Here is a 23,896-nt window from a genome sequence, read left to right on the forward strand (position 1 = left end):
AGCCCGCCGCTGCGCACACGCTACGGTGCGTGCAATAGAATGCGGGCGCGTTTGATTTCCTACAATGGAACGACGATGTACGACTTGCTGAAAACCATCGACGACCCGGCGGATCTGCGCCGCCTCGATCGTCGCCAACTGCAACCGCTCGCGGATGAACTGCGCGCGTTCGTGCTCGACAGCGTGTCGAAGACGGGCGGCCATCTGTCGTCCAACCTCGGGACGGTCGAGCTGACGATCGCGTTGCACTACGTGTTCAACACGCCGAACGACCGGATCGTCTGGGACGTGGGTCATCAGACCTACCCGCACAAGATCCTGACCGGCCGCCGCGACCAGATGCACACGCTGCGCCAGTACGACGGCATCTCGGGCTTCCCGCGCCGCAGCGAGTCCGAGTACGACACGTTCGGCACCGCGCATTCGAGCACGTCGATCTCGGCGGCGCTCGGGATGGCGATCGGCAGCCAGCTGAACGGCGACGACCGCTTCTCGATCGCGGTGATCGGCGACGGCGCGATGACGGCCGGCATGGCGTTCGAGGCGATGAACAACGCGGGCGTGTCGGAGGATGCGAAGCTGCTCGTGATCCTCAACGACAACGACATGTCGATTTCGCCGCCGGTCGGCGCGCTGAACCGCCATCTCGCACGCCTGATGTCGGGCCGCTTCTACGCGGCCGCGCGCGCGGGCGTCGAGCGCGTGCTGAGCGTGGCGCCGCCGGTGCTCGAGCTTGCGCGCAAGCTCGAGGAGCACGCGAAGGGCATGGTCGTGCCGGCCACGTTGTTCGAGGAATTCGGCTTCAACTACATCGGCCCGATCGACGGTCACGATCTCGATTCGCTGATCCCGACGCTGCAGAACATCCGCGAGCTGCGCGGTCCGCAGTTCCTGCACGTGGTCACGAAGAAAGGCCAGGGCTACAAGCTCGCCGAAGCCGATCCGGTGCTCTACCACGGCCCCGGCAAGTTCAATCCGGCCGAAGGCATCAAGCCGTCCGCCACGCCGGCGAAGAAGACCTACACGCAGGTGTTCGGCGAATGGCTGTGCGACGAAGCCGAGCGCGATTCACGCGTCGTCGGCATCACGCCGGCCATGCGCGAAGGCTCCGGCATGGTCGAGTTCGAGAAGCGCTTCAAGGATCGCTACTACGACGTCGGCATCGCCGAGCAGCACGCGGTGACGTTCGCTGGCGGGCTCGCGACCGAAGGGCTCAAGCCGGTCGTCGCGATCTACTCGACGTTCCTGCAGCGTGCGTACGACCAGCTGATCCACGACGTCGCGCTGCAGAACCTGCCGGTCGTGTTCGCGATCGACCGCGCGGGCCTCGTCGGCGCCGACGGTGCGACGCACGCGGGTGCATACGATCTCGCGTTCATGCGCTGCATCCCGAACATGACGATCATGGCCGCGTCCGACGAGAACGAATGCCGGCAGATGCTGCACACGGCGCTTCAGCAGCCGAACCCGACCGCCGTGCGCTATCCGCGCGGCTCGGGCACCGGCGTGGCGACGGTCAAGGAGTTCACCGCGCTTCCGATCGGCAAGGGCGAAGTGCGCCGCCGTTCGTCGCAGCCGGAAGGCAAGCGCGTCGCGATCCTCGCGTTCGGCACGATGGTCGCGCCGTCGCTCGCGGCGGCCGACGAGCTCGACGCAACGGTCGCGAACATGCGCTTCGTGAAGCCGATCGACGCGGCGCTCGTGCGTGAGCTCGCCGAGACGCACGACTATCTCGTCACGGTCGAGGAAGGCTGCCTGATGGGTGGCGCAGGTTCCGCGTGCGTCGAAGCCCTGATGGAGAGTGGGGTTATCCGACCCGTACTACAATTGGGCCTCCCTGACCAGTTCATCGATCACGGCGACCCCGCGAAGCTGCTGTCGCAATGCGGCCTCGACAGCGCGGGCATCGCGAAGTCGATTCGCGAACGCTTCCTCAGCCCGGTAGCCGATCTCGCCGGCGAGGCGAAGCGCGTCGCATAAACTGGCGCAACCGGTCTTCACTGATGCGACAAACATGGGCCTGCGGGCCCATGTTGCTTTTGTGCTGCCGCATGACGCGGCGTGCGCGTCGTCGGACGCGCGGACAACAAGGATTGAACAAGATGAACCAGATGAACCCCGCCTTCGTGATGCCCGACGTGCAAAGCACGGTCGATACCCGTCAGATTCCGATTCAGCGCGTGGGCGTGAAGGCGGTCCGGCATCCGTTGACGGTCTGCACCGAGAGCGGCGACGTGCAGCCGAGCGTCGGTGTCTGGAACCTCGACGTTCGCCTGCCGGCCGATCAGAAGGGTACGCACATGTCGCGCTTCGTCGCGCTGCTCGAAGAGAACCGTGCGCCGCTGACGGTCGAGCGTTTTCGCGCGATGCTCGCGTCGATGCTGGAGAAGCTGGAGGCGCAGGCCGGCCGCATCGAAGTGACGTTTCCGTACTTCGTGAACAAGACGGCGCCGGTGTCGGGCGTGCAGAGCCTGCTCGACTATGAAGTCACGCTCGCGGGCGAAAGCCGCGACGGCCACACGCGCGTGTTTCTGAAGGTGCTGGTGCCGGTGACGAGCCTGTGCCCGTGCTCGAAGAAGATCTCGCAGTACGGTGCGCACAACCAGCGCTCGCACGTGACGATCGATGCCGAACTCGCGGGCGACCTGCCGGTCGAGGCGCTGATCCGCATCGCGGAGGAAGAGGCGTCGTGCGAGCTGTGGGGTTTGCTGAAGCGTCCGGACGAGAAGTTCGTCACGGAGCGCGCATACGAGAATCCGAAGTTCGTCGAGGATCTGGTGCGCGACGTTGCGCAGCGTCTCGATGCGGACGAGCGCGTGATCGCCTACGTGCTCGAAGCCGAGAACTTCGAATCGATCCACAATCACAGCGCATATGCGCTGATCGAGCGCGACAAGCGGCTCGCGGCGTAACGCCGGGTTGTCCGTATCGGTTCGCCGGTTCGCCGGTTCGTATCGGCGCTGAAATGAAAACAGGCTGCTCGCGATCGGGCAGCCTGTTTGTTTTGCGGCGTCTATCGGCGCGATGCGCCGGGCGTTGCGTGCGTCAGCGTGCGAGCGATGCGAGATCCCAGCGCGGTTTCACCGTGAACGCATAGTCGGTGTTCGCCTGCTCCGGCCAGCGGCCGAGCCGCAGCGCGCCGGCCAGCGCGATCATCGCGCCGTTGTCGGTGCACAGCGCGAGGTCGGGGTAGTGCACGTCGAAGCCGCGCTTCGCGGCCGCGGCCGACAGCGCCGCGCGCAACTGGCGGTTCGCGCCGACGCCGCCGGCCACCACCAGTCGCTTGAGCTTCGTCTGCTTCAGCGCGGCGAGCGACTTTGCGACGAGCACGTCGACCGCCGCGTCGACGAAGCCGCGTGCGAGGTCAGCCTTCGCGCGTTCGAGCGCGTCGCCTTCCAGCTTCGCTGCTTCGAATTTCTTCATCTGTGTGAGCACGGCCGTCTTCAGGCCGCTGAAGCTGAAATCGAGGTCGCCCGAATGCAGCATCGGGCGCGGCAGCACGACCGCGCCGGGCGTGCCGGTTTCCGCGAGCCGCGATACTTCCGGGCCGCCCGGATAGCCGAGGCCGATCAGCTTCGCCGTCTTGTCGAACGCTTCGCCGGCCGCGTCGTCGAGCGTCTCGCCGAGCGTTTCATACACGCCGACGTCGGTCACGCGCATCAGTTGCGTGTGGCCGCCCGACACCAGCAGCGCGATGAACGGGAACGGCGGCGGTGCGTCGACGAGCAGCGGCGACAGCAGATGGCCTTCGAGATGATGGATGCCGATCGTCGGCTTGTTCCATGCGAGCGCGAGCGCGTTCGCGATGCTTGCGCCCACCAGCAGCGCGCCGGCGAGGCCCGGCCCTTGCGTGAATGCGATCGCGTCGATGTCGTCGCGATGCGTGCCGCTCTGGGTCATGACTTCGTCGAGCAGCGGCAGCGCGCGGCGAATGTGGTCGCGCGATGCGAGCTCGGGCACGACGCCGCCGTATTCGCGGTGCATCGCGATCTGCGAATGGAGCGCGTGTGCGAGCAGGCCGCGCTGCGTGTCGTAGAGCGCGAGGCCGGTTTCGTCGCAGGAGCTTTCGATGCCGAGAACGAGCATGGGTCGGGAAGGCGCGTGCCGTAGCGGCGCGCAGCGGGAGGTAAACGTAACCCGAAATTATAGCAGGCGAAGGCTGCGCGCCGGCTCCGCGGCCCGGGTGCGAGGTCGGACAGGTACAATCCGCGCCATGGAAACTTACGATATCGCCGTGATCGGCGCGGGCGCCGCCGGGATGATGAGCGCCGCGGTGGCCGGGCAGCTCGGCCGCCGCGTCGTGCTGGTCGATCACGCGCCGCGTCTCGCCGAGAAAATCCGCATCTCGGGCGGCGGCCGCTGCAACTTCACGAATCTCTACGCGGGGCCCGACAACTACCTGTCGTCGAATCCGCATTTCGCGCGCTCGGCGCTGGCGCGCTACACGCCGCGCGACTTCGTCGGCCTGCTCAAGCGCCATCAAGTGAGCTGGCACGAGAAGCACAAAGGGCAGCTGTTCTGCGATCACGGCAGCGACGCAATCATCGACGTGCTCAAGCACGAATGCGACGCCGGCGGCATCGCGTGGCGCCGCCCGGTGGTCGTCGACGCCGTGCGCCACGCGCCGGACGACGGTTTCACGCTCGACACGCAGCAGGCGGGGGCGATCCGCGCCAGGGCGTTGATCGTCGCGACCGGCGGCCTGTCGATCCCGAAGATCGGCGCGACCGATTTCGGCTACCGGCTCGCGAAGCAGTTCGGCCACAAGCTGATCGACACGCGGCCGGCCCTCGTGCCGATGACGTTCGCATCGCAGGATTGGGAGCCGTTCGCGGCGCTGTCCGGTGTGTCGCTCGAGGTGCGCGTGTCGACCGGCGACAAGAAGCGCGGCGGCGAATTCGTCGAAGACCTGCTGCTGACGCATCGCGGCCTGTCCGGCCCCGGTATCCTGCAGATCTCGAGCTACTGGCAGCCCGGCGATCCGATCCGCATCGACCTGCTTCCGCAGCGCGACGCCGTCGCGGAGCTGCTCGACGCGAAGCGCACGTCGAAGCGTCAGATCGGCTCGCTGCTCGCCGACTGGGTGCCGTCGCGCCTTGCGCACGTGTGGCTCGACACGCATCGCGTGGCGGCCGATGCGCGGCTCGCCGACTTGCCCGACCGGACGCTGCGCCAGATCGGCGACGCGCTGGCCGGCTGGACGCTGACGCCCAACGGCACCGAAGGCTACAAGAAGGCGGAGGTGACGAAGGGCGGCGTCGATACGCGCGAGCTGTCGTCGGCGACGATGATGAGCGCGCGGGTGCCCGGGCTGTTCTTCATCGGCGAGGTCGTCGACGTGACGGGCTGGCTCGGCGGCTACAACTTTCAGTGGGCATGGGCGTCGGGGACGGCCGCGGGACAAGCCGCGGCGGAGTTCAGCCGCGCCGCGTGACGTGCGGCGCAGCGCCGCGCGCTGCGGGGCCCGGCCCTTATCCCTCGCGAGGTCGCTCTGCTATACTCGTGAATCTTCCCTGCAAACCTTTATTCGTGTCGGATCATGACGATCATTCGCGTTAAAGAAAACGAGCCGTTCGAAGTCGCCATGCGCCGCTTCAAGCGCACGATCGAGAAGAACGGTCTGCTGACCGAGCTTCGTGCGCGGGAGTTTTACGAAAAGCCGACGGCTGAGCGCAAGCGCAAGAAGGCTGCAGCGGTGAAGCGCCACTACAAGCGCATCCGCAGCCAGACGCTGCCGAAGAAGCTGTACTGAACGATTGAGCGCCGCGCGGTTCGCTGAGCGGCGCACCGGCGAGCTTCGCACGCTCGGCCCCGGTCCGGGGTCGCGAGTCGCCGATGCAGGATTCGAGCAACCCGCTTGAGACATGTTCCCAAGCGGGTTTTTGTGTTGACGCCCGGTTGCGGGCGTCGAAGTCACGTTTTCATCCCGGGTGCAAGATGAGTTTGAAAGAGCAGATCAGCGAAGACATGAAGACCGCGATGCGCGCCAAGGACAGCGAGCGTCTCGCGACGATTCGCCTGCTGATGGCCGCGATCAAGCAGCGCGAAGTCGACGATCGGGTGACGCTCGACGACGCGGGCATCACCGCGGTGATCGACAAGATGATCAAGCAGCGCAAGGACTCGATCAGCCAGTTCCAGGCCGCCGGCCGCGACGATCTCGTCGCGAAGGAACAAGCCGAGCTCGACGTGCTGGGCGCGTACATGCCCGCGCAGCTGTCGGACGCCGAGGTGGCCGCCGAAGTGCAGGCCGCCGTCGCCGCCACGGGCGCAGCCGGCCCGCAGGACATGGGCAAGGTGATGGGCGTGCTGAAGGGCAAGCTCGCCGGCCGTGCCGACATGACGGCCGTTTCCGCCCTGGTCAAGGCCGCGCTGTCCAGCTGACACCCACATCCCGGCGCGCGCGTCGCCACGCGCGCGCCGGGCGTCGTATGGCCCTTTCTCGCTCGATCCCACGGTGATTCCGCATTCGTTCCTGCAGGACTTGCTGAACCGCGTCGATATCGTCGACGTGGTGGGGCGTTACGTGCAGCTCAAGAAGGGCGGCGCGAACTTCATGGGCTTGTGCCCGTTCCACAACGAGAAGAGCCCGTCGTTCACCGTCAGCCCGACCAAGCAGTTCTATCACTGCTTCGGCTGCGGCGCGCACGGCACCGCGATCGGCTTTCTGATGGAGCACGCGGGGCTGACCTTCCCGGAAGCCGTGCAGGAGCTCGCGCAGTCGGTCGGGCTGACCGTGCCGCACGAGCCGTCGATGCGCGGCGGTGCGGGCGGCGGCGGTGGCGACTATCCGGCGCCGGTGTCGAAATCGGTCGCGACCGCGCTGTCCGACGTGATGTCCGTCGCGTGCGACTACTACCGCAAGCAGTTGCGCGGTGCGACCGTCGCGATCCAGTATCTGAAGAACCGGGGCCTGACCGGCGAGATCGCCGCCCGCTTCGGCCTCGGCTATGCGCCGGACGGCTGGCAGAACCTCGAAAGCGCGTTCCCCGACTACCGCGACGACTCGCTCGTCGAATCGGGGCTCGTGATCGTCAGCGAAAAGACCGACGCGCAAGGCGCCGCGCGACGCTACGACCGGTTCCGCGAGCGCATCATGTTCCCGATCCGCAACGTGAAGGGGCAGGTGATCGGCTTCGGCGGGCGCGTGCTCGGCAGCGGCGAGCCGAAGTACCTGAACTCGCCCGAAACGCCGCTGTTCAACAAGGGCAGCGAACTGTACGGGCTGTTCGAGGCGCGCCTCGCGATCCGCGAGCGCAAGTACGTGCTCGTCGTCGAAGGCTACATGGACGTCGTCGCGCTCGCGCAGCTCGGTTTTCCGAACGCGGTCGCGACGCTCGGCACGGCCTGCACGCCGATCCACGTGCAGAAGCTGCTGCGCCAGACCGATACGGTGATCTTCAGCTTCGACGGCGATTCGGCCGGCCGGCGCGCCGCGCGCCGCGCGCTCGAAGCGTGCCTGCCGCATGCGGCCGACAACCGGACGATCCGCTTCCTGTTCCTGCCGCCCGAGCACGATCCGGACAGCTATGTGCGCGAATTCGGCGCCGATGCATTCTCGGAGCAGGTCGAGCGTGCGATGCCGCTGTCGCAATTTCTGTTGAACGAAGCGATCGCCGGCAAGGCGCTCGACCAGCCGGAAGGCCGCGCGAAGGCGCTGTTCGACGCAAAGCCGTTGCTGCAGGCGCTGCCGGCCAACGCGTTGCGCGCGCAGATCATGCACATGTTCGCTGACCGCCTGCACATCCCGTTCGAGGAAGTCGCGGCGCTGTCGGAGGTCGACGCGCGCATCGCGGCGGCGCCGCGCCAGGCGCCCGCGCGCAGCGAGCGGCGGCGCGTGACCGACAGCGAAAAGCGTGCGTTGCGTACGCTGGTGATGTACCCGCGGATCGCGACCGCGCTCGACGACGAGCAGCTTGCGACCCTGCGGACGCTGCCGCGGATCGGCGAGCTGTTCGCCGAAGTGGCCGAGCACGCGCGCGCGCTGGGCGACGGCGCGGAGTTCCGGCTGCTGTCCGATGTGCTGCGAGCCTCGTCGAACAGCGCGACTTACGACGAAATCTTCCGCGAAATTCTGGACTATGATGAAAACGTCCGCGATCTGCTGTTACAGAATCCGGAGGACGAGACGGTGTTCGAGCGACAGCGCGAACAGGAGCGGATCGCCGGGGAGGAATTGCAGGCGGCCGTGCTGAAGATGCGCTACGACGCCTGCTGCGACCGGCTCGACCGGCTGGCGCGGCAATCGACGTTCACGCCCGAGGAGCTGACCGAGTTGACGGAATTGAACCAGCAGCGAACCGACATGAAACGTCGGCTCGGGCTGTAGGCGGCCGGGGCGTCAGGAGAGGGCTACCCAGCGTGCTATAATATAAGGTTTCCAGCGGTTTGTTTTCCAAGCAGAGGCGAGAATCGCGATGGCAAAGACGACAGGCGGAAAGAAAGCAACGGGCAAGGGCTCGACGGAGCCGACCAAAAAGGTCACAGCGGCCAAGTCTGCTTCTTCCACCAGGGCAACGTCTTCGGCCACGTCGGCCCCTGCAGGAAAGAAAACCGCGGCCGGCACTGCTCAGGCTGCGCCGGCGCCGGCAGCCGGATCACGAGCTGCCGCGAGACCCGACTCCGGGCCGGCCAAGCCGGCGGCGAAGCGGGCAAGTGCGAAAAGCGCAAGGGACACGACTGCCGCCGCGGACGAAACGGCAGTACGTACTACTCATGCACCCACGGTTCAACCGGCTGTCGTCCAGCAGCCGCGAGTCGATATAGCCGGTACGGCGAACTCCATGACCAAAAAGCTGAACGAAGTATCCGTCGATGACGACGCAAATCAGAGCGACGAGCAGCAGCCCGCAGCAGCAGCGGCGGCCGCGGCTCCGGGCAAATCCAAGGTGCGCGACCGTCGCGCCAAGGAAAAGGCGCTGCTGAAGGAAGCGTTCGCGACGAGCACGCCCGGCACGGCCGAGGAGCTCGAAGAGCGCCGCGTGAAGCTGCGCGCGCTGATCAAGCTCGGCAAGGAGCGCGGCTTCCTCACGTATGCCGAAATCAACGACCACCTGCCGGACAACTTCACCGAGACGGAAGCCCTGGAAGGGATCATCGGCACGTTCAACGACATGGGCGTGGCGGTTTACGAGCAGGCGCCGGACGCGGAAACGCTGCTCCTGAACGACAACGCGCCGGCCGCGTCGTCGGACGACGAAGTCGAGGAAGAAGCGGAAGTCGCGCTGTCGACGGTCGATTCGGAATTCGGTCGCACGACCGATCCGGTCCGGATGTACATGCGCGAGATGGGCACGGTCGAGCTGCTCACGCGTGAAGGCGAAATCGAGATCGCGAAGCGGATCGAGGACGGCCTGCGCCACATGGTGATGGCGATTTCCGCGTGCCCGACGACGATCGCCGACATCCTCGCGATGGCCGAGCGCGTCGCGAACGAAGAGATCCGCGTCGACGAGCTCGTCGACGGCCTGCTCGATCCGAACGCCGCAGACGCCGCCGATACCGACGGTTTCTCCGCGAAGGAAGCGGAAGCGATCGAGAACGAGGACGAAGAAGCCGAAGAGGAAGAGGAAGAAGAGGAAGAGGAGGACGATGACGGCGCCGCTCAGGCAACCGCCAACGCCGCCCAGCTCGAAGCCTTGAAGCGCGCGTCGCTCGAGAAGTTCTCGCAGATCAGCGAGTGGTTCGACAAGATGCGCCGTGCGTTCGAAAAGGAAGGCTACAAGTCGAAGTCCTACCTGAAGGCGCAGGAAACGATCCAGACCGAGCTGATGACGATCCGCTTCACCGCGCGTACCGTCGAGCGTCTGTGCGACACGTTGCGTGCGCAAGTGGACGAAGTGCGTCAGGTCGAGCGTCAGATCCTGCACATCGTCGTCGACAAGTGCGGGATGCCGCGTTCGGAATTCATCGCGCGCTTCCCCGGCAGCGAGACGGACCTCGACTGGGCCGAGAAGATCGCGGCCGAAGGTCATTCGTACAGCGCGGTGCTGTCGCGCAACATCCCGGCGATCCGCGAACAGCAGCAGCGTCTGCTCGACCTGCAGGCGCGCGTCGTGCTGCCGCTGAAGGACCTGAAGGAAACCAACCGTCAGATGGCGGCCGGCGAATTGAAGGCGCGTCAGGCGAAGCGCGAAATGACCGAGGCGAACCTGCGTCTCGTGATCTCGATCGCGAAGAAGTACACGAACCGTGGCCTGCAGTTCCTCGATCTGATCCAGGAAGGCAACATCGGCCTGATGAAGGCGGTGGACAAGTTCGAATACCGTCGTGGCTACAAGTTCTCGACCTATGCGACGTGGTGGATCCGTCAGGCCATCACGCGCTCGATCGCGGACCAGGCGCGCACGATCCGTATTCCGGTTCACATGATCGAGACGATCAACAAGATGAACCGCATCTCGCGGCAGATCCTGCAGGAAACCGGTCTCGAGCCGGATCCGGCAACGCTCGCCGAAAAGATGGAGATGCCGGAAGACAAGATCCGCAAGATCATGAAGATCGCGAAGGAGCCGATCTCGATGGAAACGCCGATCGGCGACGACGACGATTCCCACCTCGGCGACTTCATCGAGGACAACAACACGGTCGCGCCGGCGGACGCCGCGCTGCATGCCAGCATGCGCGACGTCGTGAAGGACGTGCTCGATTCGCTGACGCCGCGCGAGGCGAAGGTGCTGCGGATGCGCTTCGGCATCGAGATGAGCACCGACCATACGCTCGAGGAAGTCGGCAAGCAGTTCGACGTCACGCGTGAGCGGATCCGTCAGATCGAAGCCAAGGCGCTGCGCAAGCTGCGTCATCCGAGCCGTTCCGACAAGCTGAAGTCGTTCCTCGAAGGGAACTGATCGCCAGCGTTTCACTTGCGAACGCCTCCGGCATCCACGCGATGCCGGTGGCGTTTGTCCTCTCCCCGCCGCTTTGTTGTTACAATGCCGGCCCGGCGTCGTCGCCGCAACTGCGCGCCGCACGCCTGGTTTCACATCGGGGCCCCTAGCTCATGCTTGGTTAGAGCAGCGAACTCATAATTCGTTGGTGCCGGGTTCGACTCCCGGGGGGCCCACCAGATTTCCTTTCCGGTCGATGCGTTGCGTTGTGCCGTTGAGCACAAGTTGTCCACCTGGACACGTTTCGCTTCAGCTTTATCGGAAATTGGCTGTACGTTTGAAGGTTTGGTTCGCGGTGGCAATCGACCGCGATTCGACGCGAAAAAGCCGACCCAGTGGGTCGGCTTTTTCGTTTCTGATAAATCGGCATGCCCAGTTCAGTCCGGGCACCTTCTAGCCCCTCTGACGTCTGTCCATGATGCCTCGGATGCCGGTCATGGCCTCACGGGCATCCGGGTTGAACGACTGCGCCGGCGACTGATCGACCGGCACGCAGCAGTTGCTCGACGATGGCCGTTTTCAGGGCGACGTTGTTCGGGTCGTATAGGCCTGCGACGGCGTGCACCCGCCAGCGCAATCGTAGACGCCCGTGTTGCCTTTGTCGGTCGACGAGCAGGTGGCCGTGTTGCCCGAGCGGGCAAACGGCGGCATCGCGTGCACGTTCAGGATCGCGAGGTGTTGCCTTCGTCGGTGAGCGGGATATGGCTGGCGTTGCGGGCGTACACCGGCGCGCGAAGTTCAGGCAGTCGTTGGCCTGCCAGCGGCTGTAGAACAGCTCGCCGTTGGCGCCGCAGTCGACGGGGCCGTCCTTCGCGTAGTCGGCCGGGGCGAAAGAAGATCGCACACTTCGCGCTCAGGTGAAAAGTCGACGTCCGCCCCGGTTGCGTATCGAAATTGGTGTCGGTCACTGCTGTCTCCGTCCTGGTCTTGTGATCTTGTCGACGAGGCGATACCATTGGCAGGATTTATGTCATACGATGACACGATGATATTATCGCGGTATGCACCAGCGCTCCCGTCCGTGTCTGCCAGAGGCTAAGCCGTCAGAGTTACTAGTGTATTCCACGCAGTATATGAGGGTATTGGGGTCTTTTGTGCCCTTTTGGTTTGCCTCAAAGGGCACGAATTTCCTATGGGGCAGCGCAAAAATCCTGTATTAAAAGTACGATGTCATACGTTAAAATGCGCGACCGATGCGTCGGGCGCCACGTAACACACTCGCAATCCGCCCAAAAATGCCCGGAACGTACAGGCCCGATGCCCGGGACGTCCTACGACATGCCGTCAAGCGGCCAATGACCAAGCAGAGACAGGAAAGCAAGATGCGCAACATGACGGTACGAGCCAGTCTGCTCGTGGCACTGACGATGTTTGGGGTGGTGATCGTGATTGGCGGCATCGCCGGCGTCGTGTCGCTGCGGATGGCCAATGCGAACGCGCAGCGCCTGCACGAGATTGCGCGGCAAACCATCCTCGTCAACGACGCCTACAAGGACAGCACCCGCACGCGTTCGGCGCTGGTGCGCGCCTATAGCGCGCTGAAAGAGCGTAACGACACGGCGACGCGCGATTCGGCCTTGCAGAGCGCGAACCGCACCTTGGAACGCTCCGCGAGCGAAACCCGCGCGTATCGCGACGCAAGTGCGTTCGACGGCATGGATGCGGAGCTCAAGCGCCAGCTCGTGGCGTCGTCGGACGGGCTCGCCGCGCTGCTCGCGCGCGCGGCCGACGCGCTGCGCAATAACGACACTGCCGCCTACGTGACCATCAATGACCGCGACGTCACCCGCGCGGGCATGGTGTACTCGCAAAACGTCGAGAAGCTGCAGACACTCGCGAACACCCTCACCGAACAGGCGCTCAACGACGGCAACGCGCGCTACCAGTGGATTGTGGGCTTCGTGGTGGTCGGCGTCGGGCTGGCGCTTGCGCTGGTGGTCATCACGCACGTCGCGCTCGCGCGCATCGTGACGCGCCCGCTCGGCGAAGCGGTGGCGGTGCTCGACCGCATCGCGTCGAACGATTTGACCGTGCGTGTGCCGGAGGCGGGCCGCAACGAAATCGGCCTGCTTTTCGCGGCCATGCGGCGCATGCTCGACGGACTCTCGCGCACCGTGAGCGGCGTGCGAGACAGCTGCGACGCGATCCACACTGCCGCGCGCGAGATCGCCGCCGGCAATCTCGATCTGTCGAGCCGCACGGAGCAGCAATCGGCGTCGCTCGAGGAAACCGCCGCGAGCATGGAGGAACTGACCTCGACGGTCAGACAGAACGCGGCGAACGCCACCGAGGCGAGCGCGCTCGCGAGCGGCACGGCGGACCTCGCGCGCCGGGGAGGCGACGTGGTCGGCCGCGTGGTCCGGACCATGCAGGACATCAGCGCAAGCGCGCTCAAGATCGCCGAGATCACGAACATGATCGACAGCATCGCGTTCCAGACCAACATTCTCGCGCTGAACGCGGCCGTCGAATCGGCGCGTGCGGGCGAACAGGGGCGTGGCTTCGCGGTGGTCGCGGGCGAGGTGCGAACGCTCGCGCAGCGCAGCGCGAACGCGGCGCGCGAGATCAAGGAACTGATCGGCGCCTCGATGAACGAGGTGCAAAACGGCAACGTGCTCGCGGCCGAAGCGGGCGCGGCGATGGAGGAGATCGTGGGCGCCGTGCGCAACGTGGCGACCATCTTGGTGGAAATGACGTCGGCGACGAGCGAGCAGAGCGCCGGCATACAGCAGGTGGGCATCGCCGTGAGCCAGATGGATCAAGTCACGCAGCAGAATGCGGCGCTCGTCGAGCAGGCCGCCGCCGCCGCGGATGCGCTGGAGCATCAGGCGCAATCGATGAAGGCCGCCGTGGCGGTATTCCGCCTCGGCGAAGCTTGACGGGTTTTACCAACGATAAAAAAGGACGAACGGTGAAGCGCCGCCGCGTGGCGCTGGCACTCTCGGGCAACTGCTCGATGCAGCGGGCGAGCAGCCCGAACACCGCATGCACGAGCATCGCTTTTGTCTCGTCGACGGAGGTGTGTCGACGGACGCTCTCATGTCGAATAGTGACAGTGCTTCCACCTCGACTTCGCCTGCTGCGCTTGCTCCATGCCACCGCTTCTCGATTCCATGAAACAGCAGCTTCGTCCACCGATCACGCGCTCGTCGTGATCGCGCATCTTGGATGGCCTGTGGCACTTCAGCATGTCGATGCCGGACGCAGTGCCCGATTCATTGGCCGCGCGGATTCTGAAGGATGTGTTTGCGGCGATGTTGCGTCGCGGCGTCGCCTGACCGGTCTTCGCGACGAACGAGATGCCGATGCAGGCCCGCCGCCGATCGTCCCGGTTTCAGTCCACATCTCTGCGAACCCCGGAAGCATCGCGGCGAGGCCTGACTATCGAGCCGCCATCGTCAGCGCCAGAATTGCTCCACCCATTGGCAAACACGCTGCCACTCGGCCGTGCGCATGTACGCCTGGGTTTCCTTCTCCAGCTCCGGCGCCTTATGCCAGTCGTCGAGGCCGATGAATTGACTGAGCACGAAATTGCCGCGCTGGTAGTTGGCGTTCAGGATCTGCCCGGCCTGTTGTGCGGCGACCATCGCCGTCGTATCCATCGTCAGCCCGAGCAGCGCGGCTGCCGGTACGTTCCCGCTTTCGGCCGGCCACAGCCATGTCGAAACGCCCCAGTCCAACGGGTTGCCGACCGCACTCGGCGGAATGCCCGCCGGGCTGGTTCCGGTGCCGAGCGACAGCAGGCGCATGTCGTCCAGACTGCCTGCGCGACGGCTGGCCAGCGCCTCGGCGATCGCCGACAACGAAGGATTGTTGGCAAACACGCCGCCATCGGCGAAATAGCCGAGCCCGGCGATCTCGTACGGCGGGAAATAGGTCGGTGCAGCCGACGTGGCAAGGGCGGCATCGAACAGGCTGACATTGCGATAGGTGTTGCCGTTTCCGTTGGACAGCGTGCACGGCGCCCAGCTCTTGACTGACGGATCCCACAGGCGTGCCGAGTTGATTGCGACGAAGCGCGACAGATCGGCCAGCCTGCCGTTGCCCACCAGCGATCTGGCGATCTGCTGCAGCCCGGTGTTGACATACTGGCATTGGAAGAAGCCGGGTCCGGCGAAGACCGTGCCCTGTTCGACGGCTTGCTTTTGTGCGAGCCATGCGTCGTTTTCCTGAAAGATCACCGAACCCTTCGTCCTGTAGATGTCGACGATCTCGGAAATGGATACGCCGTTCGCGAGCCCGAGGGCGATCAGGCCGCCCGTCGAGGTGCCGGCAAAGCCGTCGGCGCGCGCGATGATCTGACTGCGCCGGTCGAGATCCTGGATGAGCAGGGCAGTGATCAATCCCCGGATACCGCCACCGTCGCAACTGAGAATCTTGAAGGTCATGGTGTTGCCTTTTTCGATCGTGAGATGAATGTGAACGGCGCAACCCGGCGGGCGTCCCGCCCGTGTCGCCGGGCGGGCGCCTGCTTCCTGCGCTGGGTCGAAGCCGGAAATTCGAGCAAACGGACGAAGCGTCCTGCGTTATTGCTCGTCGAATTTCACATCGAGCACGGTGTACGCGTCCCACGCATATAAATACGCGTTGTCCTTCGAATAGATCGACAGTTTCTGGTGATTGAAATCGGAAATCAAAACCGAGCCTTGCCGCGTCCAGCCGCGCGCGCCGATCCAGTTATAAAAACCGACGTAGGCATTGTTGCTGACCGACATATACCGGCTGGTGCCGAGAATCCGGTAATACGTCACGCCGTTATAAGGGTACTGTTCGAGCGTCAGCGCTTTCGCGGCGGAATCGACCAGAATGGCCCATTCGCCGCTGTTTTGCCCCAGCCAGCCCAACTGCACGCCATCGTGATAGAGCGCCATTTTGAATGTATCGACGGCGCGGGCAGAAACAGGGACGGTATTGGCGAATTCGGCAAAGGTCCCGTGCGGCTGCTTTTCAATCGGATTGAGGTTCATTTTTTCACCTTGAAGAGGTTGGATGCTTCCCCGTGCCTTCGAGAACAGCTGCATGCGCCGCGGACGCATGCGCGCCGGCATCGTCAAAGGCCGCGATTCCGGCGAATTTCGTGGTGCTCCGATCTGGCTCGGCAATAGCGGATCGACCATGGCGGCGGACGACGCCGATGCTCACGTCCGCGACGGCGGGACATGCGGGAGCATGGCTTCATTGAAGGCCCAGGATTCGATTTCCTTCTGGTGTGATGGTCTCGGGTATCGCTGTTTTATTGTCGATCGATTTGATACCAGTGATTTATAGGAAATGAAATGCCGGATGACAAGGTGTGCAAAAGAGGAAAATCCAATCGAAATTAAAACAATGCCGATCGAATTGCGTATATCTGAAACATTCGAACCTGGCCGGCTTATCGGTGGTTGGGCATGCTTGGGATGATCGAGGTGCGATGAAATCGCTCGCGTTCGGAGGCGGACGGAATTCTGTCCGCTTGGCCTCAGCTATCCTGCTTGTGGTTCGAGGTGCCGACGAATCGCGGCCCCGAAATTCCCGTTTCAGAAATCGGTATCGCCCGATCAGTTTTCCCGATCGCGAACACAGGTGTTGCCCTGCGCGTGGAACGCGGGCGGACATTCGGGGGCGGCGAGCGTGCCGGTCCTGCCGTTGCATCCGAGGCGGTCGACGCCTGCGGGACAGGTGATCGCCGACGTGGCCGGCGCGGCCATCGCGGCGACGGCCGCAACGGGCGCGCGTGTCTCGTCAGCGCGCGTGTGCGCCGCAGTGACCGTATCGTTCGGCGAAGCCGACGTCACCGGTGCGCGCGATTCATGCGCGGCCTGCCGCACGGCACCGTGGCGCTCGCCGCGCGGCGCCTTCGCCGGCGCACGTGCCGTGTGTCCGACCGGCTGCGACGCCGCTGCGGGCGTCGCAGCGACGGTGGCGGCCCGATGCCGATGGGCGGCCGCATAGGCGATGGCGGCTGCGGCGATCGCCACCGACGCATAGCGCAGCACGGTGCGGCGCCGTTTCGGTCGCCGCGCGATTGCGTCGCCGGAGCCGAACGGCGTGTGTCCGCCGGCGCGCGCCGTCGCCAACGGCGCGTGCCGCGCGGTGTCCTGCGAGACGTGGCCGCGCTCGGCTGCCGGCCGCGGCGCGACGGTGAACGTTGTGTTTTCGTCGGCTGAGCGCGACGCGGGCCGCACCGGTGCAGGTGCGCGCGATGATGCCGGCTCAGCGGCTTCCACCACTTCGGCGGCCTTTACGATGCTCGCGACCGGCATCGCGACCACCTCCCAAGTCGGCGCGCTGGCGCGCTCGACGGTTCGTGCGGTCGTGGCGACCGGTATCGCCCGCGGAATCAGCTCGCGCTCGTGCGCGAACGCACGCAGCCACGCCAGCGGCCACGGTGCGCGGCCGCGCGTCGACAGCAGGAGCTCGAGCGCGTCGGCGCCGCAGATCTCGACGCGCGGATCGACGTGAATGCGCAGATTCGATCCCGGCGGGATTTCCGGTTCGAACAACACCGCGCCTTTCGGATAGGAGACCGCTTCGCCGTCGGGCCGATGTTCCGACATCGCGTTGCGCAATGCCTGGTTGTTGCGTAGCGCCTGCAGGTAACCATTGCCCACGCGCCTGGTCGATCCGTCGGCGTAGTTAAGCGTCCATTCGCCGTTTTCCTGACCAGTGACGGGCGCGCGGAAGCCTTTGACTTCGAGTTGCAACGTCGTCGTCTCGGTGCCGACGAGGATGTCGACCTGTCGCCCGTTGACCGAGATGTCGCAGAGGATGACCGCCGCCTGTTCGTGTTCCGCGAGCCAGCGAACGACGCGCTCGAGCGCCTGCTGCTCCGACGAATTCAGTTCCTCGGTGCTGCCGAAATAAAGTTCGATATTGTGCATTGTCGATTCGATCGCGCGGCAGCATTTGCTGCCGCTGAACGGTTGGCCCCGGACCGTATTCAAGCACGATTCGCGGGATCGGCGGCGGCTCGCCGCGCGCGGCCGCCACCGCATCCGCTGGCAACGTTTCCATCGAGAAATGTCGGGAGCGGCGCGATCGCAATCAAGTATCCTGTGACGCAGCCGGCGCCGCGTTTCATCCGTCAGCCGGAACAAACACAAACCGATTTCGCCCGACGGCGGGCGTCCATCATGACCATGCTGCGTTCGTGGGGTGCGATTCTCTCGTTGCTGATGCTTGCCGCGTGCGCGAGCCTGCCGCCGCAGGTCGACCGCACGCCGACGCATGCCTACACCGATACCGGCAACACGCGCCTCGGCGTCGCGTTCCGCGCGCAGGCCGCCGCCCACCCTGGGCAGGACGCGTTTCATCTGCTCAGCGATCCGGTCGACGCACTCGATGCGCGCGTGCTGCTCGCCGATCGTGCCGATCGTTCGCTCGACCTTCAGTACTACATCTGGCACGACGATCTGACCGGTCACGCGCTCGCGGACGCGATCATCCGGGCCGCCGATCGCGGCGTGCGCGTGCGTGTGCTGCTCGACGATCTCGGCACCAACGCCGACGACCGCAAGCTGCTCGAAATCAGCTCGCATCCGCACATCGAGATCCGTCTGTTCAATCCGGTCGCGACGCGCGAGTTCAAGAAGATCGGCACGGTGCTCGAATTCTCGCGGGTCAACCGGCGCATGCACAACAAGGCGATGATCGCCGACAACCAGGCGGCGATCATCGGCGGCCGCAATATCGGCGACGAGTATTTCGGCGCGTCGTCGATGCTCGAGTTCGGCGATCTCGACGTGGTCGTGCATGGCCGCGTGGTCAACGACATCTCGACCGAGTTCGATACGTTCTGGAATTCGCCGTATGCGTATTCCGTCGGCGCGCTGGTCGGGCACGACGCGACGCCGGGCAGCCTCGATCGCGAGCGCGAGCGGCTGCGCGATTATCTGCGCGCGATGGAGGACAACCCGTACGTGCTCGAAGCGCGCGAGCGGCTCGACCGGATCGTGCATGGCGAAGGCACGGAGCTGTCGTGGGGACGCGCGACCGTGCTGTATGACGATCCGGCGAAGATCGCACGCGCGCCGAACGACAGCGAAGGGCACCTGCTGCCGCAGCTGCGCGCGCTGGCGCTGCGGCCCGAGCACGAGCTGTTGATCGTGTCGCCGTATCTGGTGCCGGGCGCGGCGATGATCGAACGGCTGCGCGCGCTCACCGCGCGCGGCGTCCGCGTGACGATCCTGACCAACTCGCTCGCATCGACCGACGTCGCGGCCGTACACGCCGGTTACCGGCGCTATCGACGCGAACTGGTGGAAGCGGGCGTGCGGCTGTACGAGCGCCGGCCGTCAGGCGACAAGAGCATTTCGAAGCGGCTGATCATCGGCTCGTCGCGCGCGTCGCTGCATGCGAAGACCTATGTGTTCGATCGCAAGAGCGTGTTCATCGGCTCGATGAATCTCGACCCGCGCTCGCTGAGGCTCAATACCGAGATCGGCGTTTACTGCGAGAGCCCGGCGCTCGCGGCACAAGTCGCGGCGGACCTGGAGCCGCGGCTCGATCGCATCGCGTGGCGGGTCGAAGCGACGACCGATCCGTCCGGCACACGGCGCCTCGAGTGGATTCAGACTGACGAGGACGGCAAGGTGACCGAATTCGACCACGAGCCGGAAGTGTCGACGGCACGACGCGTCGAGGTATGGTTTCTCGGCTTGTTCCCGATCGAATCGCAGCTGTGACGCGGGCTGCCTGCAACGTGCACGGACAGCCGGCTCGGCCAAGTGCCGGGCGGAACGGCGCGCATCCGGGCACGCGCGCGTCGCGCCCGGCGCGGATCACTGCGGTGCGGGCCGCGGCGGCGGATTGACCGCTGCCGATGGGGCGGCAGCCGTATCCGGGCCTTCGGCGCCTTCAGCGCCACCGTGTTGTGCGCCCGCGTCATACGCGACGACGCTGCGCTGCGGGTTCGCAATGCGGATGCCGCGTTCGCGGAACAGCACCGCGATGCGCCGGTTGAACTCGCGCTGCACGCCCCAGCGTGCCGAATCCTTGCACTGGATCTGCCCGGCGAGCGTGACGGTCGCGCCATCGACCTGATCGACGCCCCAGTAGCTGAAATCCGACAGAATGCCGTCCTTGTAGTTCGGATCGTCGCGCAGCGCGGCGCCGATCTCCTTCAGCGTCGCGATTGCCGGATCGATGTCCTGGCCGTACGCGATGCTGACCTTGACGGCCGCGTTGCCGAGCCCGCGATTCGTATTGTTGACGGTCGTGACCGAACTGAACGGGATCGTGTACAGCGAGCCGTCGCCGCCGCGCAGCCGCACGGTGCGGATCGACAGGTATTCGACCGTACCCGATACGCCGGCGAGCGTGACCCAGTCGCCCACCTGCATCGCGTTCTCCATCAGCAGGAAGATACCGGTGATGAAGTCCTGCACGAGCTTCTGTGAGCCGAAGCCGAGCGCGACGCCGAAGATGCTGGCGCCGGCGAGCAGCGGGCCGATGTTCACGCCGATCTGGCTGAGGCCGGTCAGCACGACGACCAGCGCGATCATGATCAACAGCAGCGAGCGCAGCATCGGCAGCAGCGTGCGCAGCCGCGCGGCGCGCACGAGATTGCCTTCCCGCGTCCACTGCTGCAGGCGGCGCTCGATCGCGATGTTGGCGGCCTCCCAGACGAACAGCGCGACGAGCGCCGCGATCGCGATCGTCATCAGCGCGGACGCCAGCCGATGGCCGATCGTGCCGGTCTTGAACGCATGGAAGATCGGCACGCCCCAGATCTGCAGCAGCAGCACGACGGTCACGATCGCAATCACCGTCGACACGATCCTGCGCAGCAGCGGGTAGTAGCGGTACGCGTGCAAATGGACGAGCGTACGGTCGTCGTCGCGGCGCTGGAACAGCCGCGCGAGCGCGCCGAACACGACGATCGATACGATCCGCATGCCGATCATCACCGCGATCGAGCGGCCGCCGAGCGCGATCAGCACGCGGTAGCCGTTGTGGACGTCGAGCGCCCACACGAACCACAGTGCCATCACGGCGAACACCGCGACGGGCGCCCACGCGTCGGCGAGCGCGTGGGAGAACATCGCGAACGCGCGGTGCTCGTCGCCGGTCGCACGGATGCGCGCGGCGACCGGCTGCCGGCATCGCAGGATCAGCGCGGAGATCATCAGGTGGCCGACGAGCGCGACCGCTTTCAGCAGCGCGACGTGGCCGGCCTCGCTGAGGCCGAAGCTCGCGGCGAGCTCGATCGCGGCCGTACAGATGCCGACGACGATCGCGATTCGCGCGATCGCGCGCTGCGCGTACGCGGCCCACGCGTCGCTGATGTGCAGCAGCCGCAGTTGTCGCGCATCGGGCTGGAAAAACAAGCGACTGACGATCGTCACGAGACGGCAGATCACGTAGATGTCGATCAGCGAGCCGAGCGCGGTGTCGGTCGGCGTGCCGTCGCCGTCGAGCACCGACATCGTCAGGCTCGCGACGCCGGCGAACACCAGCAGCGGCACCGCGCGCACCACCAGACTGACCAGCGCGCGCGGCATCCGGTGCAGCAGCGTCGTATGGCGCCGCGCGTGGCCGCGGCTTTGCGTCTCGGGCGTGGCGGACGTGCTCGATACGCTCGAGGCGCTCGGGGTGCCGGCCGCGAGCGGTGTCGACGCGGCGGGGTCGATCGACTCGGGCAACTCGGTCGACTCGGGCGGCTCCGTGTCGGACGGCGCGGCGTCGGCCCGTCGCGACGACTCCGCGCGACGCGCGCCCAATGCGCGCAGCGTGCGTCGCAGCAGCCTTCTCGCGAGCCATTCGGCGCCCAATGCCGGCACGAGCACGGCGACGATGGTCAGGAGCGCGTGCAGCAGGTCCGCACGTTCGTCGGCGCGTACCATCCGTTCGTGCCACCAGTTGCCGACCGAAGCGACGTCGAGCAGCGAGCGCAGCGATTCGTTCAGCGCGCCGCCGATTTCGCCGGCCCAGCGCGAGCCCTGGCGCACCAGCATCGACGCGAGCCCGTTGGTCGTGAGCGCGGCGGGCGCGGCCGCCGACGCAGCGCTGGCCGGCGCCGCCGCGCTCGCCGGCAACGCTGGCGTGCTCAGTACGCCGACGGCGGCGATCGCGCGCAGCGTCGTTTCGACCTGTTCGCGCTCGCGCGGGTTTTGCAGCACGGAGAGCGCCTGTTGCGCCTGTTGCGGCGTCAACGCAGGCACGGCGCCCGACGCGGCGGACGCGGCAGCGGGAGCCGAGGCCGGGGCGGCCGCATGGGCAATGGAGACGACGGCGGCGAGCAGCCAGCCGAGCAGGAAATGTCGCATGGATGGGCATGCGGGCGCGCATTCGGATGCGGCCCGGCGGTCTGGACGATGGACGGACGTTAACATGATCGCGACCGGAACCGAATAGTTCCATCGGCGGCGAGCGGGCGCGAATGGGGCAACCCAGGCGGCGCATGCGAGCGCATCGGCTCAGGCGATGAAAGCGTCGCGGTGCGGCCCGCGCGCTCGATCGTTGCGCGACCATGGGGTTCATCCGCCGGGAATGCAACGTGCTGCGCGGCACTTCCCGGATCACTGACGAATCATTCGCGACCGTCGTGAAAAACCGGCAGCACGTGTTCCGCGATTTCCTCGACGACTTCGCGCAGCGGCCGCGCCGAGCCGAGGTTCAGCGTCACGTGATGCGTGCCGGCTGCGCGCATGCGTTGCAGGACCTCGATCAGCGCCGCGCGTCCGGTTGCGTAACCGAGCGGCAGGGCGGTGGCGGGCGCAGCGCGGTTCGCATCGAGATCGAGCCGCATCGCCACGCCGAACGCGCGAAACGCCGGTTGTGCCAGCCGCTCGACGGCCGCTCGCCACATCGAATGACGCGCATGCTGCGTCTCCGGATCGCGGTGATACGTCATCCAGCCGATCGCGTTGCGCGCGATCCAGTCCACGCTTTGTCCTCCCGAGCCGACCGCGAGCATCGGCACCGCGGCGTCGCCGTGCGGCAGCAGCGCGAACGCCGGCGCGCCGGGCGGCGTCTCGTCGGGCAGCACGCGCGACGGAACGTCGAGCCCCGCCGCGACGACTTCCCAATGGCGGCGATAGCGGTCGCGCCGCGTTTGCGCGTCGACGCCGAACGCCGCATATTCGGACGGCCGGTCGCCGGAGCCGAGGCCGAGGACGAAGCGCCCGCCGGACAGCGCGGCCACCGACAGCGCGCCCTTCGCGATGTGCAGAGGATGCCGCAGCGGCAGCACGATCGCACCGCTCGCAAGGACGATCCGGCGCGTGCGCGACGCGAGCGCGCCGAGCAGCACCCACGGGTCGAGATGTCCGACCGGGTCGGGATAGTCGGCACTGTTCAGCGGCACGTCGCGCACCCACAGCGCGCGAAAGCCGAGCGCGTCGGCCAGGGCGGCGAGTTCGAGTTGTTCGTTGAAATCCGCGACGCTGTCGCCGGCGCGCAGCAGCGGCAGCGTCAGGCCGATCGACAGCCGCTCGTCCGAGAAGACCCGGCTCGCGGCGCCGGTGTGGTCGGTAGCGGTCGGCGGCATGGTCATTCCTCGAATGAGTGGACGAAGCGGGCACGCGTGCGACCGTGTCCGGGGTTGGCGATGTACCGACGGGCATCGCGCTGAGCACGCATCGTGCATCGTGCGTCGGGCCGGCTGCGGAGCGCGCCGCGCGATTCGTGCTGCCGCGGCGACGATCGCAGGATTGTAAGCGGATCGTCGGTATCGCGTCGGCACCGGTGAACCGCGCCCGCCAACGCGAGCGATCGCCACGACAGTGCGGTCACCGTCCGCCGCTCGCGCGGACGGCCTCGCTGTTTCATTTTCGAATCATTCGCGCGTTGGCGTCGCTGCGCGCGTTGCATCGCCGCGATATCGGGGCCCGTGCAGCCTTCCGCCGCGCAGCATGGTGCGCTCCTTGCATGTCTTGTGCACGCCAAAAGTGCGCGCGCCGCCGCCGTGGCGCGCGGCCTTCGCTTCAGCGGGTCGGACGCATCGAACACGGGGACAAGACAATGAGAACAGATCGAAGCGCAACCTGTCGTGTTGCAAACATGAATCGCAGTCCTGTCCGTGATCG

General features: G+C 66.0%; 16 protein-coding genes, 1 tRNA gene and 1 pseudogene. 11 read left to right on the forward strand and 7 right to left on the reverse strand.

Features of this window, described 5'->3' with window-relative positions:
* The first annotated feature begins 75 nt into the window (after positions 1-75).
* Both dxs and folE2 read left to right on the forward strand, forming a co-directional pair.
* Positions 76-1,980, forward strand: coding sequence for a 1-deoxy-D-xylulose-5-phosphate synthase (gene dxs, locus EX20_RS24215; RefSeq protein WP_014724697.1), 1,905 nt, complete (start codon positions 76-78; stop codon positions 1,978-1,980).
* Positions 1,981-2,102: 122 nt separating this feature from the next.
* Entirely contained in the window at positions 2,103-2,912 is an 810-nt protein-coding gene (folE2, locus tag EX20_RS24220) for a GTP cyclohydrolase FolE2 (protein ID WP_011881590.1), read from the forward strand.
* 133 nt (positions 2,913-3,045) lie between these two features.
* On the opposite strand, the gene tsaD is transcribed toward folE2, so the two are convergent.
* The gene (gene tsaD, locus EX20_RS24225; RefSeq protein ID WP_034194992.1) at positions 3,046-4,086 is read right to left on the reverse strand and encodes a tRNA (adenosine(37)-N6)-threonylcarbamoyltransferase complex transferase subunit TsaD; all 1,041 of its coding nucleotides are present in this window, start codon (positions 4,084-4,086) and stop codon (positions 3,046-3,048) included.
* Here tsaD and EX20_RS24230 point away from each other — a divergent pair.
* From EX20_RS24230 to EX20_RS24255, 6 genes are all read left to right on the forward strand, one after another.
* A complete protein-coding gene (locus EX20_RS24230) occupies positions 4,085-5,434 on the forward strand; it encodes a BaiN/RdsA family NAD(P)/FAD-dependent oxidoreductase (RefSeq protein ID WP_258959636.1) in 1,350 nt (449 codons plus the stop codon). The genes tsaD and EX20_RS24230 overlap by 2 nt on opposite strands.
* A gap of 105 nt (positions 5,435-5,539) precedes the next feature.
* Positions 5,540-5,752, forward strand: coding sequence for a 30S ribosomal protein S21 (gene rpsU / locus EX20_RS24235; RefSeq protein ID WP_006479415.1), 213 nt, complete (start codon positions 5,540-5,542; stop codon positions 5,750-5,752).
* Between the two features lie 185 nt (positions 5,753-5,937).
* The gene (locus EX20_RS24240; RefSeq protein WP_011881593.1) at positions 5,938-6,384 is read left to right on the forward strand and encodes a GatB/YqeY domain-containing protein; all 447 of its coding nucleotides are present in this window, start codon (positions 5,938-5,940) and stop codon (positions 6,382-6,384) included.
* Between the two features lie 73 nt (positions 6,385-6,457).
* Entirely contained in the window at positions 6,458-8,329 is a 1,872-nt protein-coding gene (gene dnaG / locus EX20_RS24245; RefSeq protein ID WP_014724700.1) for a DNA primase, read from the forward strand.
* An 88-nt stretch (positions 8,330-8,417) separates the two neighbouring features.
* Positions 8,418-10,847 (forward strand): RNA polymerase sigma factor RpoD, encoded by a 2,430-nt coding sequence (rpoD, locus tag EX20_RS24250; RefSeq protein ID WP_072465298.1) that lies wholly within the window; start codon positions 8,418-8,420, stop codon positions 10,845-10,847.
* Positions 10,848-10,986: 139 nt separating this feature from the next.
* Positions 10,987-11,065: transfer RNA gene (locus EX20_RS24255), tRNA-Ile, on the forward strand.
* A gap of 338 nt (positions 11,066-11,403) precedes the next feature.
* On the opposite strand, the pseudogene EX20_RS31345 reads toward EX20_RS24255, so the two are convergent.
* Positions 11,404-11,749: pseudogene (locus EX20_RS31345) on the reverse strand (endopolygalacturonase); the annotation flags it as partial.
* Positions 11,750-12,208: 459 nt separating this feature from the next.
* Here EX20_RS31345 and EX20_RS24260 point away from each other — a divergent pair.
* Positions 12,209-13,765, forward strand: coding sequence for a methyl-accepting chemotaxis protein (locus EX20_RS24260; protein ID WP_034194993.1), 1,557 nt, complete (start codon positions 12,209-12,211; stop codon positions 13,763-13,765).
* 519 nt (positions 13,766-14,284) lie between these two features.
* On the opposite strand, the gene EX20_RS24265 is transcribed toward EX20_RS24260, so the two are convergent.
* Together EX20_RS24265 and EX20_RS24270 are read right to left on the reverse strand one after the other, a co-directional pair.
* Entirely contained in the window at positions 14,285-15,274 is a 990-nt protein-coding gene (locus tag EX20_RS24265) for a patatin-like phospholipase family protein (RefSeq protein ID WP_034194994.1), read from the reverse strand.
* Positions 15,275-15,412: 138 nt separating this feature from the next.
* Positions 15,413-15,853, reverse strand: a complete 441-nt coding sequence (locus EX20_RS24270) for a hypothetical protein (RefSeq protein ID WP_034194995.1) — start codon at positions 15,851-15,853, stop codon at positions 15,413-15,415.
* Between the two features lie 22 nt (positions 15,854-15,875).
* Here EX20_RS24270 and EX20_RS32245 point away from each other — a divergent pair, with 22 nt between their 5' ends.
* Positions 15,876-16,154, forward strand: coding sequence for a hypothetical protein (locus EX20_RS32245; protein WP_131929023.1), 279 nt, complete (start codon positions 15,876-15,878; stop codon positions 16,152-16,154).
* 272 nt (positions 16,155-16,426) lie between these two features.
* On the opposite strand, the gene EX20_RS24275 is transcribed toward EX20_RS32245, so the two are convergent.
* Positions 16,427-18,097, reverse strand: a complete 1,671-nt coding sequence (locus EX20_RS24275; RefSeq protein ID WP_155626121.1) for a nuclease-related domain-containing protein — start codon at positions 18,095-18,097, stop codon at positions 16,427-16,429.
* Between EX20_RS24275 and EX20_RS24280 the strand changes: the two genes are divergently transcribed.
* Positions 18,002-19,552 carry a phospholipase D family protein gene (locus tag EX20_RS24280; protein WP_034194997.1) on the forward strand — a complete coding sequence of 517 codons (1,551 nt, stop codon included), beginning with the start codon at positions 18,002-18,004 and terminating at the stop codon, positions 19,550-19,552. The two genes, EX20_RS24275 and EX20_RS24280, sit on opposite strands and share 96 nt — an antisense overlap.
* Positions 19,553-19,648: 96 nt before the next feature.
* Here the strand turns inward: EX20_RS24280 and EX20_RS24285 are convergent, their stop codons facing one another.
* Entirely contained in the window at positions 19,649-22,135 is a 2,487-nt protein-coding gene (locus EX20_RS24285) for a mechanosensitive ion channel family protein (protein WP_034194998.1), read from the reverse strand.
* Between the two features lie 263 nt (positions 22,136-22,398).
* A complete protein-coding gene (locus tag EX20_RS24290) occupies positions 22,399-23,358 on the reverse strand; it encodes a TIGR03571 family LLM class oxidoreductase (protein ID WP_034194999.1) in 960 nt (319 codons plus the stop codon).
* Between the last annotated feature and the right edge of the window lie 538 nt (positions 23,359-23,896).

Source organism: Burkholderia sp. WP42 (assembly GCF_000745665.1).
GTDB classification, from domain to species: Bacteria; Pseudomonadota; Gammaproteobacteria; order Burkholderiales; family Burkholderiaceae; genus Burkholderia; species Burkholderia vietnamiensis.